Origin of the sequence: Gluconobacter aidae, from assembly GCF_009547075.1 — a bacterium.
GTDB lineage: Bacteria > Pseudomonadota > Alphaproteobacteria > Acetobacterales > Acetobacteraceae > Gluconobacter > Gluconobacter aidae.
In genome coordinates this window covers 1-11,941 of the sequence record NZ_WIPH01000003.1, presented here as the reverse complement: position 1 = coordinate 11,941, position 11,941 = coordinate 1, and the positions used below count along the sequence as shown (strand labels likewise).

At 61.3% G+C, this 11,941-nt stretch carries 11 protein-coding genes and 1 tRNA gene; 8 read left to right on the top strand and 4 right to left on the bottom strand.

The features are described 5' to 3' along the window. Positions 1 to 98: 98 nt before the first annotated feature. From GFJ39_RS02230 to GFJ39_RS02220, 3 genes are all read left to right on the top strand, one after another. Positions 99 to 172: transfer RNA gene (locus GFJ39_RS02230), tRNA-Ile, on the top strand. Positions 173 to 248: 76 nt separating this feature from the next. After that, positions 249 to 1,928 carry an energy-dependent translational throttle protein EttA gene (gene ettA / locus GFJ39_RS02225; protein WP_153429418.1) on the top strand — a complete coding sequence of 560 codons (1,680 nt, stop codon included), beginning with the start codon at positions 249 to 251 and terminating at the stop codon, positions 1,926 to 1,928. A 77-nt stretch (positions 1,929 to 2,005) separates the two neighbouring features. After that, entirely contained in the window at positions 2,006 to 2,503 is a 498-nt protein-coding gene (locus GFJ39_RS02220; RefSeq protein ID WP_325062790.1) for a GNAT family N-acetyltransferase, read from the top strand. Between the two features lie 138 nt (positions 2,504 to 2,641). Here the strand turns inward: GFJ39_RS02220 and GFJ39_RS02215 are convergent, their stop codons facing one another. After that, positions 2,642 to 3,235, bottom strand: coding sequence for an MlaC/ttg2D family ABC transporter substrate-binding protein (locus GFJ39_RS02215; protein WP_153429416.1), 594 nt, complete (start codon positions 3,233 to 3,235; stop codon positions 2,642 to 2,644). Positions 3,236 to 3,245: 10 nt separating this feature from the next. Continuing rightward, a complete protein-coding gene (locus GFJ39_RS02210) occupies positions 3,246 to 4,064 on the bottom strand; it encodes an MlaA family lipoprotein (RefSeq protein WP_153429414.1) in 819 nt (272 codons plus the stop codon). Between the two features lie 316 nt (positions 4,065 to 4,380). Between GFJ39_RS02210 and GFJ39_RS02205 the strand changes: the two genes are divergently transcribed. Then, the gene (locus tag GFJ39_RS02205; RefSeq protein WP_153429412.1) at positions 4,381 to 5,541 is read left to right on the top strand and encodes an aldose epimerase family protein; all 1,161 of its coding nucleotides are present in this window, start codon (positions 4,381 to 4,383) and stop codon (positions 5,539 to 5,541) included. 46 nt (positions 5,542 to 5,587) lie between these two features. Here the strand turns inward: GFJ39_RS02205 and cysE are convergent, their stop codons facing one another. Continuing rightward, on the bottom strand, positions 5,588 to 6,367 hold the full coding sequence (gene cysE, locus GFJ39_RS02200; RefSeq protein ID WP_153429410.1) for a serine O-acetyltransferase: 780 nt from the start codon (positions 6,365 to 6,367) through the stop codon (positions 5,588 to 5,590). Next, on the bottom strand, positions 6,364 to 7,581 hold the full coding sequence (locus GFJ39_RS02195) for a UbiH/UbiF/VisC/COQ6 family ubiquinone biosynthesis hydroxylase (protein ID WP_153429408.1): 1,218 nt from the start codon (positions 7,579 to 7,581) through the stop codon (positions 6,364 to 6,366). Before GFJ39_RS02195 ends, cysE begins: the two co-directional genes overlap by 4 nt. A 518-nt stretch (positions 7,582 to 8,099) precedes the next feature. Here GFJ39_RS02195 and GFJ39_RS02190 point away from each other — a divergent pair. The 4 genes from GFJ39_RS02190 to GFJ39_RS02175 all read left to right on the top strand — a co-directional run bounded on the left by GFJ39_RS02190 (position 8,100) and on the right by GFJ39_RS02175 (position 11,659). Continuing rightward, positions 8,100 to 9,308, top strand: a complete 1,209-nt coding sequence (locus GFJ39_RS02190; protein ID WP_153429671.1) for a mechanosensitive ion channel family protein — start codon at positions 8,100 to 8,102, stop codon at positions 9,306 to 9,308. A 145-nt stretch (positions 9,309 to 9,453) separates the two neighbouring features. Continuing rightward, positions 9,454 to 9,792, top strand: coding sequence for a P-II family nitrogen regulator (locus GFJ39_RS02185; RefSeq protein ID WP_174694216.1), 339 nt, complete (start codon positions 9,454 to 9,456; stop codon positions 9,790 to 9,792). After that, positions 9,792 to 11,066 carry an ammonium transporter gene (locus tag GFJ39_RS02180; RefSeq protein ID WP_153429406.1) on the top strand — a complete coding sequence of 425 codons (1,275 nt, stop codon included), beginning with the start codon at positions 9,792 to 9,794 and terminating at the stop codon, positions 11,064 to 11,066. The genes GFJ39_RS02185 and GFJ39_RS02180 overlap by 1 nt, the downstream gene beginning before the upstream one ends. A 74-nt stretch (positions 11,067 to 11,140) precedes the next feature. Then, positions 11,141 to 11,659, top strand: coding sequence for a hypothetical protein (locus GFJ39_RS02175; RefSeq protein ID WP_153429405.1), 519 nt, complete (start codon positions 11,141 to 11,143; stop codon positions 11,657 to 11,659). Positions 11,660 to 11,941: the final 282 nt, after the last annotated feature.

The window sequence follows — 11,941 nt, the reverse complement described above, 5'->3', positions numbered from 1 at the left end:
GGAACGGGAAGGCGTGACACACTAACTTAAAAAGACATGTTCCACCATGTCGGCCCTTGCAAAAAGACCCGAGTTGGGCGATTTCGGACTGCACCCGCGCGCCTGTAGCTCAATTGGTTAGAGCCGGCCGCTCATAACGGCTTGGTTGGGGGTTCGAGTCCCTCCGGGCGCACGGTGTGTCGACCTGATTCATGCGGGACGGATGTTCCGCTTCTTCCCCGCCCATCCACCGATTGAGGAGACCTCCCATGGCCGCCTACCAGTACGTCTATGTCATGAAGGACCTCACCAAGTCCTATCCGGGTGGGCGTGAAGTCTTCAAGGGCATCACTCTCTCTTTCCTGCCGGGCGTCAAGATCGGCGTCCTTGGTGTGAACGGCGCGGGTAAGTCCACGCTTCTCAAGATCATGGCCGGCATCGAGAAGGAATATGGCGGTGAAGCCTGGGCCGCCGAAGGCGCGCGCATCGGCTATCTGGAGCAGGAGCCGAAGCTCGACGAGAGCCTGACGGTCGGCGAGAACGTCGCCCAGGGTTTCGGTGAGCTGAAGAAGGCCGTGGACCGCTTCAACGAGATCTCGATGAAGTTCGCCGAGCCGATGTCCGATGACGAGATGACGGCGCTTCTGGCCGAGCAGGCCGATCTTCAGGAGAAGATCGACGCGGGCGACGGCTGGGAGCTGGACCGCAAGCTCGAGATCGCGCTCGACGCCCTGCGCTGTCCGTCCGCCGACAGTCCGGTGACGAACCTCTCGGGTGGTGAAAAGCGCCGCGTGGCCCTGTGCCGCCTGCTGCTCGAAAAGCCCGACATCCTGCTGCTCGACGAACCGACCAACCATCTCGACGCCGAGAGCGTGAGCTGGCTCGAAAAGACCCTGCGTGATTACGCCGGGACCGTTATGGTCATCACCCATGACCGTTACTTCCTTGATAACGTCACTAACTGGATCCTCGAAATCGAGCGTGGCCGCGGCTATCCGTTCGAAGGCAACTACTCGTCCTGGCTGACACAGAAGCGCAAGCGTCTGGCCCAGGAAGAGAAGGAAGAAAGCTCCCGCCAGCGTGCCCTGGCAGCCGAGCAGGAGTGGATTTCCAGCTCGCCCAAGGCCCGTCAGGCCAAGAGCAAGGCCCGTATCACGAAATACGAGGAAATGCTGGCCGCCAATGCCGAGAAGGCTGGTGGCACGGCGGATATCGTCATCACGCCGGGTCCGCGTCTGGGAGGCACGGTCATTGAGGCCGAGAACCTTACGAAGGGCTTCGGCGATCGTCTGCTGATCGACAATCTCAGCTTCAAGCTGCCGCCGGGCGGTATCGTGGGTGTGATCGGGCCGAACGGCGCGGGCAAGTCCACGCTGTTCAAGATGATTACGGGTGATGATGCGCCGGACAGCGGCTCGCTGAAGATCGGCGAGACGGTGAAGCTGGGCTATGTGGATCAGTCGCGCAACACACTCGATGATAACAAGACGGTCTGGGAAGAAATTTCCGGCGGCACGGACGTTATCCAGCTTGGCAAGCGCACGGTTCCGTCCCGTGCGTATGTGGGCGCGTTCAATTTCAAGGGTTCGGACCAGCAGAAGCGCGTGGGCGTTCTGTCCGGTGGTGAGCGCAACCGCGTCCATCTCGCCAAGATGCTCAAGCAGGACAGCAACGTCATCCTGCTCGATGAGCCGACCAACGATCTTGACGTCGATACGCTGCGTGCCCTTGAAGACGCTCTGGCGGAATTCGCGGGTTGTGCCGTGATCATCACCCATGACCGCTGGTTCCTCGACCGTCTGGCCACGCATATCCTCGCGTTCGAGGGTGACAGCCATGTCGAGTGGTTCGAGGGCAACTTCCAGGACTACGAAGCCGACAAGCGCCGCCGTCTGGGTCCGGATGCGACCGAACCCGGCCGTATCAAGTATCGCCCGCTGGCCCGCTGATCCAGCGTTTTCCTTTCAGGGGATGGGATGTCCCGCTCCCTGAAGGGGAGAAATGCTGAAAGCCCGGGGAGAGCTGCGTGCTGGGGCGTGAAATCCGTACCGCCCGGCTTGTCCTGACTCCGGTCAACTGGCCGGACCTCGAAGACATGGTCGCGCTCAAGGGCGATGCCGGCGCCTTTGCCAGAATGCTGGGCGGCGTGCGCAACCGGACCACGACCGAACAGGAAATGGCGGAGGATGTCAGCTTCTGGGCCAGGCGGGGTGTGGGGATTTTCGCCATCCGTGAAAATGGCCGCTTCGTCGGCATCACGGGCGTTCATGAACGTCCTGACGGGCGCGGTCTCGGGCTGCGCTTTGCCCTGTTCCCTTGGGCCGCCGGGCGCGGTATCGCCCGCGAAGCCGCGGCGGCCGCGCTGCGCTATGTGCTCGACTGTGGCGAGAAACGGATCGTGGCCGTTGCGCGGGAAGATAATCTTGCGTCCCGCACGGTTCTGGGCAGTCTCGGCCTGCACCACACGCAGACCTTCGACCGCAACGGCGACACCATGCTCCTGTATGAAATTACGGCGGACTGACCCGCGCGCCTGTCGGGGACGCAGATCTGTCATCCGGTTCCATCCACGGGCGCTGGATAGCAGAACGGACGGCCCTCCGCTGAAAAGCCGTCCGTTTCGGGAACTCACAACCGGCGGAAGCGGATTGGGAGCGGTATCTTACTGGTGGTGGCTCAACTGGCGCTCAAGGGCCGCGTTCAGCGCATCGACGTCGCCGTTATGGCGGGCTAGATAGGAACTGTAATCGCCGCGCTGGTTCATGCGCAGGCTTGCACCCTCACCATACATGTCCACGACTTTGGGCGGATTGCCGCCAATAATCAGCTGCATGTTGACTTCCGGCTGGCCCGGACGGTCGATCAGCGCGTTGACGCGCTCGCCTTCCGGCGTCGTGCTGGTCGTCGTGACGCGGAAGCTCACGCCCTGATAGTTGCCGATCTGATCCGTGATGGTGTTGACCAGAACCTGATCGAACAGGGAGATGTACTTGTCGCGCTGAGCCGGGGTCGCGGTCCGCCAGTACTTGCCGAGGCAGTAACGGCCGATCCCGGTAATGTCGACGTTTTCCTTGAGGAGCGGCAGAACCTCTTTCTTTTTTTCGTCCAGCGACTTGCCCGAATTGACCACAGCCGTCAGACGGCCACCGAAGGAGTTCACGAAATCCGTCGCGGTGCTGGCGTGAGCGATCCCCGTTGCGAGGGCGAGGGAGACGACGGCCCCAAGAGCGGTGCGGCGCGAAAATACGTTGAACATGTCGTTCTCCTCAGTTGTACCAGTCAGGGACGGTTGCGCGATCGTCGCTCTTGATGGTGTCGATCTGGCTCTGACGGTTCTGCTGCCATGCACTCCGGATATAGGAGTACGGGTCCAGGCTATCCTGCTCAAGATGGTCGATCTGGTCGATGGAGCTTGCATAGCCTTCCATGGTCCCGGCCACGTTGTAAGCCCAGTTGAAGGTTAGCAGATCATAGCCGCGAGGCACATAGTTGATCGGCGTCAGGCCCTGACTGATGCCATAGCCGACGCCATCACGGATATTGGTCGGCCCCACGAACGGAACGAACAGATACGGACCGCCGGCCACGCCCCAGGTTCCCAGCGTCAGGCCGGGATCGGTCTCGTGCTGCTTGTAACCGACGAGGCCGGCGACGTCGAAGAAGCCGGCCACACCGGCACTCATGTTGATGGCAAAGCGCATGAAGGCGTCTCCGGCGCGGCGCGGTTTGCCGGCGCCGACATCGGAGAAGAACACCGCAGGCTCGCGCCAGGTTTCATTCACGTTTGCAATGGAATGACGCACGGGTTTGGGAATGGCCCAGATCCAAGCCTTGCCCACCGGGCGCAGGACCTTGTGATAGGCCCACATCTGGAGGTTGTACATTTTGCGGTTCACGGGCTCGTAGGGGTCGTTGGCGGCCTTGTAGTCCGCAAGATCGTCCGGATCCTTCGGCGGTGGGTTGCGCAGCGAGCCACAGGCGCCGAGCGTCAGGAGGGCGAGGGCCCCTGCGAGAGCCCTGCCGCGGCGTGACACACGATATGAGCGCGTCTCCCGGATTTCGTTTTCGTCCTGCCGAAAGTCCATAACCATCCCCAAAATGCCCTTCCCGACCCTGCGCTCACGAAGAAGTCACAGGAAAACGGAAATTTTCATAATCCGTTCCCTGCAGGATTCCATGAACCCCCATGGGCCACACGCCATCCGTCGCGGAAAACTGCGGAGGGGCGTAGTCATAACGTATCCTCCGATAGCGTGCATCCCTGTATGTCTGCAAATGCTGGTCGTTTGAAGAGAGGATCTGCTTTAACGATCCAGAGGCTCTTCCGCCACTTTCCGGGCTTTGACCCCTTTGGATTTTTGGGAGCACTGTGGCCCCAACTCAACACCCGGGAGGTTTTCAATGTCCAGATTCTTCGGCTCCAGAAACGCGCTTCTTGCGACTGTCGCCGTCTTTTCCGTGGGGGCTGGTGTGGCACAGGCGCATCCCACCGTGGCGAACCAGCCCTGGGGCAGCACGCCGGATGGCAAGCCCGTGCGGATCGTGACCCTGAAGAACGGCCTCGGCACGACGGCCCGCATCATCACTTATGGCGGCATCATCCAGTCCGTCGAGACGCCGGACCGCGAGGGGCATGTCCAGGATGTGGTTCTCGGGTTCGACAACCTGAAAGGCTACACGGTCGACAGCGCGAAGGGCGGCCTGTTCTTCGGCGCCATCATCGGCCGCTACGCCAACCGTCTCGCGGGTGGCGATTTCCCCGTTGAAGGCAAGATCTATCACACGGACGTGACGGCACCGCCGAATGCCCTGCATGGCGGCAAGAAGGGCTTCGACAAGAACGTCTGGACGATCGAGAAGACCGGCACCAATGCCAGCGGCGCGTATCTGACGCTCAAGCTGGTCAGCCCGGACGGTGACCAGGGCTTCCCCGGCAAGCTGACGACACATGTGACCTATACGCTCGGCACGGACAATGCCCTGTCGCTGCATTATGTCGCCACGACCGATGCGCCGACGGTTCTGAACCTGACGAACCACAGCTACTGGAACCTGAACGGGGAGGGCTCGGGCTCCATCGAGCCGGAAGTGCTTCAGATCAACGCCGATGGCTTTACGCCGACGGATGCGACCTCCATCCCGACCGGCCAGATCGCGCCTGTTGCCGGAACGCCGCTCGATTTCAGCAAGCCGACCGTCATCGGGGACCGTCTGCGCAGCGATAACCCGCAGATGATGTATGCCCGTGGCTATGACATGAACTGGGTCGTCAACGGACCTTACGGTCAGGCGCCGCGTCTGGCGGCCAAGGTCTATGATCCGCGCTCTGGCCGTAGCATGGAGATCCTGACGAACCAGCCGGGACTTCAGGTCTACACGTCCAACTCGCTGGATGGCGGCTATGCCGGGGTGTCCGGTCATGCCTATCGTCAGGGCGACGCGGTCGCGTTCGAGGCCGAGCATTATCCCGACAGCCCGAACCACCCGTCTTTCCCGACGACCGAACTGAAGCCGGGCCAGACCTTCGATTACACGACGACGTTCAGGTTCTCGAACAAGTAAGAGAGAGCGCGGGTCCGGGGCGCGGGCTCCGGGCCCTGATATTTCTTCAGGCCGGGCGGGATATGGTACTCACGATCCGTGCCGGATTTCCGACGGCGGTGGAGTAGGCCGGAATATCTTCCAGCACCACGGAAGCCGCGCCGATCCGCGCATATTCCCCGATGACGAGACGGCCCAGGATCTTGGCCCCCGATCCGATCATGACGCCACGGCGCACGATGGGGTGGCGGTTGCCGGTCAGCTTGCCCGTGCCGCCCAGAGTGACGTCCTGAAACAGCGAGACGTCGTCCTCGACGATGCTGGTCTCGCCAATGACGATCCCCGTTCCATGATCGATGCTCAGCCGCCGTCCGAGACGGGCGGCGGGGTGGATGTCGATGGCGAAGAGTTCGTTGATCCGGCTCTGGAAATGATGCGCCAGATGCTGGCGGCCCTTCGTCCAGAGATGATGCGAGATCCGGTAGGCCTGAAGCGCCTGCCATCCCTTGAAGAACAGGAAAGGCGTGACGAGGTCCGGGCAGGCCGGATCGCGGTCATAGGTCGCGAGTATGTCAGCGGCGGCCGCTTCCGCGATATCCGGCTCGACGCTCAGGATCGAAGCGACGAGGCGGGTGATGCTTGTCGCTGGAATGGACCGGTCCGCCAGTTTCGTACCGAGGAGTGAGGCCAGTGCGGACGGAAAATCCGGATGATCGTTGATGTTCGTGGAAAAAACATCCTGGATCAGCGGATCGTGGCAACCGCACGCCTGGGACTGCATGTCCTGCCAGAAGACCGTGAGGTTCGCGGTCCGGTCTGAAGGTGTTTCCGCGGCTGCTTCCGTCATATCCCCATGGCCTTTCGCACGAAGGCCCGGCGCAGGGCGGGGAAGCGCTGGACGCCCGCGATGCCGATATCGCGAAGACGGCGGAGGACGGGATTGTCATTGCCGAACAGGCGTTCGAGCGCGTCCGTCGCGGCGAGCATAGCCATGTTGCCGGGGCGGGTGTTGCGCTGATAGCGGATCAGAAGCTCGCGGCTGCCCATGTCCCTGCGGTTGCGATGCGCTTCGATCAGCAGGTCCGCCAGCGAAATCACATCCCGGAAGCCGATGTTCAGACCCTGACCTGCGATCGGGTGGATGCCGTGTGCCGCATCGCCCGCCAGAGCAAGGCGCGGGCCGATATAGCTCTGCGCGTATTGCGCGGAAAGCGGATAGATCCAGCGTCGTCCGACGGGCGTAATCTCGCCCAGATCCTCGTCGGCCATGCGGGCCCTGATCTCACGGGCGAAGATCTTGTCGGGAAGAGCATGAAAACGCTGGGCGCGGCCTTCGCCCTCGGCCCAGACGATGGCGGAGCGGTGTGGATGTTCGGCCGTGCCGGGCATGGGCAGTCGGGCGAACGGACCTTCCGGCAGGAAATGTTCGAGCGCCACGCCATGATGCGGCTTTTCATGCGCGATGGTGGCGACGATGCCATATTCATTATAGGGAATCCTGGTCAGCCCGATCCGCGCCTGACGGCGCAGCGGGGAACGACGGCCTTCCGCCGCCACGGCGAGCTTCGCCGTTACGGTTTTCCCCGAAGCCAGACGGATGGAGACATGATCCGGATGGAAGGTGAAGCTTCCGAGATCCGGCGCATGCACATCGAGGCTGTCATACTGCTTCAGCGTCTGGTTGATCGCCAGCCGCAGGTCCCGCGCCTCGACCATCCAGCCGAAGCTCTGGCCTTCAGGGGCGTCTTCGGGGCCGAAATGCAGTGTCAGCGGGGACGGGGCCTCATGCGGCCGTCCGTCCGCCACAAGGATTTCATGGATCGGCTGGGCCACATTGGGCAGATTGTCCCAGATGCCTGCGTCCGCCAGCATCCGGCGGGAGCCTTCCGCGATGGCATAGGCCCTGCCGTCCAGGGCGGGATCTTCCATGCCGGGCAGGGCGCTACGGTCGATGAGCAGGACGCGCACGCCCTCTGCCGCCAGACGACACGCCAGCGTGGCGCCCACAGGTCCGGCGCCGTTGATGCAGAGGTCGTAATGGGTTTTTTTCATCATACTCATCTCCCTGCCCCTGTCCTACTCCTGCGATGGTTTGAGCGGAAGGGGGCGTGCGCGTCCGAGGCATGGCTGCGTCCGGACAAAACAGCCACTTCCGGGAGGCGATGGCAGTATTGACGTGTCATGCGTTGAATAATCCGGATTCACCTGAACTATACCGCTAAAGAAATGTAGATTTCAGATCGTATTTTCCCGCTCTGTGATCGGAAAAGCGGGATGAAGAGGAAGAAAACCGGATTCGAAATGCGGTTTCGGTGTTCCCGTTTTCTGTGCGAGGCGGCATTATAGGCCCATAATCCTGAACGACTGTTTGTCGGCCGCGAAGAAATCAGGGAACATTTCGTTTCAGGCGGTGTTCTGTTCTCCATCATCATGAGTGCCAGACACGGATGGCGGCGGAAAACGGCCCCGTGCCTTTCCGCCTCAGACCGGTTTTCCGGCTCCCCGAAGCCGGATCGGTTCAGATTACGCAGGGGCAGGGAACCGCAGAACGCATGATCGAACATTCCTACGTCAATTCCATGAGCCGGGTCGGGCATCTGCTGGACTGGCTTCCCTCGCCACTGGGCTCGATCCTGCTGCTGCTTCTGGCGGCAGGGATCGCGCTGCTGTTCAGCCGCGTTATTACCGATGCCCTGCCGCGGCTGCCGGGCCTGCGTCGCATCCAGTTCATTCATGCGATCATCGCGCGCCTGCGAACGACCATCCGCAACTTCCTGATAATCATCGCCGCCAGTGCCGCCCTTCAGGCCACGACCGGCTTCACGTCCTCGACGATGACCTTTCTGGAACAGGCTTTCCTGTGCCTGTTTATCCTCAATCTCGGTTTTGGCATCATCAAGACGTTCCGTCTGCTGACGGACCAGTATCTCAACCGCATCACGGCTAAAGAACATACGGACGACATCACCGCGCGCTCGCACCAGACGCAGATCCGCGTCCTGCGTCGCCTGATCGAAATCTCGTTCGGTGTGCTGACGGTCGCGTCCTCGCTGATGGTGTTCCATTCGGTGCAGAAATTCGGCGTCTCGCTGTTTGCGTCCGCCGGCGCGGCCTCGCTGATCGTCGGTCTGTCCGCCCGTCCGGCCCTGTCAAACCTGATTGCCGGCATCCAGATCGCCGTGACGCAGCCGATCCGTATGGAAGACATGCTGATCCTGAACGGGGACTGGGCCTGGGTTGAGGAAATCAACGCGACCTATGTCGTCCTGCGGACCTGGGACCGACGCCGCTATATCGTCCCGATTTCGTATTTCCTTGAAAACCCTTTCCAGAACTGGACGCACAGTTCTCCATCCCTGATCGCCTCACTGTTCCTGTGGCTGGACTACCAGACGCCGGTGGAGCGGCTGCGGGAAATCTATTTCGAGGAACTGGCGAAATGTCCTGACTGGGATCAGGACAAGACCTCCATTGGCTGCCAGATCGCAGACACAAACGCACAGGTCATCTCCATCCGTCTGATCGCAGGAGCTTCGGATGCGAACGGGATGTGGAATCTGGGCTGCGATATCCGCGAACGGATGCTGCGACGTCTGCGGACTGAAATGCCGGAATGTCTGCCGCGCGGACGCACCGCCATCGTCTCGGGCGCGCCGGACCAGAATCCCTGGCCGGACACTCTGGTCTCGCCTCCGGTCAACCGTCCACAGGATGGTCCCTATCGCGGGCCGGACATGTCTGCCCGCCCGTCTGTGTCTCCGTCTGCAATGATGCCGGGAGGTTCCTGACGGGGCGATCAGGGCCGTATCGGCGCATGTTCATGGAAATTTCCGTGAAACGGCTCGTGGAGGGTGCCGATATCATTATGAGACTGGCATGATCTGGGGCATACTCTGACAAAGATTACCCGATCGCAACGAGGATATACCGTTCGTGAAGCTCGTTACTGCCATCATCAAACCCTTCAAGCTTGATGACGTCCGCGAAGCCCTGACCCCGCTTGGGGTGCAGGGTCTGACTGTTACCGAAGTCAAAGGTTTCGGTCGTCAGAAAGGCCAGACCGAAATCTATCGTGGCGCCGAGTATCACGTCAGCTTTCTGCCCAAGCTCAAGATCGAGGTCGCCGTTTCCAACGCGATCGTCGAGGACGTGATCGAAGCCATCATGACCGCGGCCCGCACCGGGAAGATCGGTGACGGCAAGATCATGGTCTCCAGCCTCGACCAGCTCATCCGGATCCGTACGGGAGAAACCGGCGAGGGCGCGCTCTGATGCGCGCGCCCATCGATACGGGCGATACGGCATGGATGCTCGTCAGTACGGCTTTCGTGCTGATGATGACCATTCCCGGCCTCGCGCTGTTCTATGGCGGCATGGTGCGCAAGAAGAATGTTCTGGCCACGCTGATCCAGTCCTTCATGATCTGCTGCATCGGCAGTCTGGTCTGGATGGTCGCGGGTTACAGTCTGGCGTTCTCGACAGGAACGCCGTGGATCGGGGACCTGTCGCGCGTCATGCTGCACGGGGTTGCGGACAACTTCCGCAACGGCGTGGACACCGCCTTCACCCTCGGTGCGGGAACCCCCGCCGCCGTGACGATGACCATCCCCGAGAGCGTCTACATGATGTTCCAGATGACGTTCGCCGTCATCACCCCGGCGCTCATCACGGGCGCCTATGCCGAACGCATGAAGTTTTCCTCCATGTGCCTCTTCACGGTGGCCTGGCTGCTGCTGGTCTATGCGCCGGTCGCGCACTGGGTCTGGAGCCCGACCGGCTGGGTGGCGGGGCTTGGCGCGGTGGACTTCGCCGGTGGAACGGTCGTGCACATCAATTCCGGTGTGGCCGGTCTGGTCTGCGCGATCATTCTGGGACGCCGCAGGGGGTTCGGTACGGAAGATCTGTCTCCGTTCAACCTGACTTATGCCATCATCGGCGCATCCCTGCTCTGGGTCGGCTGGTTCGGCTTCAACGCGGGCTCTGCTCTGGGCGCCAATGGCCGCGCAGGCATGGCCATGCTGACGACACAGGTCGCAGCGGCGGCGGGTGGTGTGGCCTGGATGGCCGTCGAATGGATGCACACGAGCAAGCCGACCGCTCTGGGCATCATTTCGGGTGCGGTGGCCGGTCTGGTCGCCATCACGCCGGCCGCAGGATTCGTCCTGCCGGGCAGCGCGGTCCTCATCGGTCTGATCGCTGGTGCTGGATGCTTCTGGAGCGCCACATGGCTCAAGCACCGCTTCGGTTATGACGACAGCCTCGATGCGTTCGGCGTCCACGGCACGGGCGGCATCATCGGCGCGATCCTGACCGGCGCGTTCGCCTATGGCCCGCTTTCGGCTACGCCCTCCAATCCGGAAGGGACAGTCGCCAGCGTCCATCAGGTCGTGGCGCAGATCGAGGCCGTGGGTGTCACGGTGGTCTGGTGTGTTATCATGACGACGCTGATCCTCAAGGTTCTGGATCTGGCGATGGGCCTGCGGGTCTCACCGGAAGAGGAACTTGAAGGTCTCGATATGGTTCTGCATGGTGAGCGCATCAACTGATTGCGCCTCTCCAGCGGTCAGGCTGCGGGAGGCTGTCATCTCCCGCTGATTTCAGAATGAAGGTTCTTTTCTGCATGACGTTTACAAAAGCCCTTTTCGGCCTTCCCCTCGCAGCCCTTCTGGTCGCAGGTCTGAGCGTCGCTCCTGCTCATGCGATGACGGCCAAGGAATGCCATGCCGCATTCAAGACGGCCAAGCAGAACGGCTCCCTGAACGGCCAGTCCTACAAGGCCTTCAAGGCCGCTTCCTGTGGTGATACGGCCAAGGCCGCCGCCCCGGCAGCGGCTGCCACCACATCTCCGACCACGACGGTGCCAGCCACGCCAGCAAGCGCCGCTCCTGCGGATTCGTCGTCCGCTGGAACGAAAACCTCGGTTTCTTCCAAGGCATCCATGGCCTCTTCAGGCAATGTCGTGTTTCCAACCGCCATTTCGCCCGAGTTCAGCAAGCTCTCCGCTGGCCGCGCGCGCCAGAAGACCTGTGTCGCCCAGTATAACGCCAACAAGGCGAACGGCGGTAATGGTTCCCTGAAATGGATCCAGAAAGGCGGTGGCTACTGGTCGCAGTGCAACGCACGCCTCAAGGGCGAATAAGCAGCACTTTTCAAAAAAGGCTCCTTCCTGCGGGAAGGGGCTTTTTTTATTTGATCATACGTCTCGTAAGCATGGCTGTTTGGGGGGACTGCGGAACGTCGGCTTTGAGTCGAAAAAATCAAAAAGCGGCCACTCAAACCCCGGATAGTTTCGAGGTATTCGATCTGCTATTCCATTAAGTAAGATGTGATGATCTTTTTGGAGGAATGTAATGAGCTTTAGAAATATTGCCTTTGGCTTTTCTAGCTCTGAGAAAGAACGATCGGAGGCACCAGAGCTTCT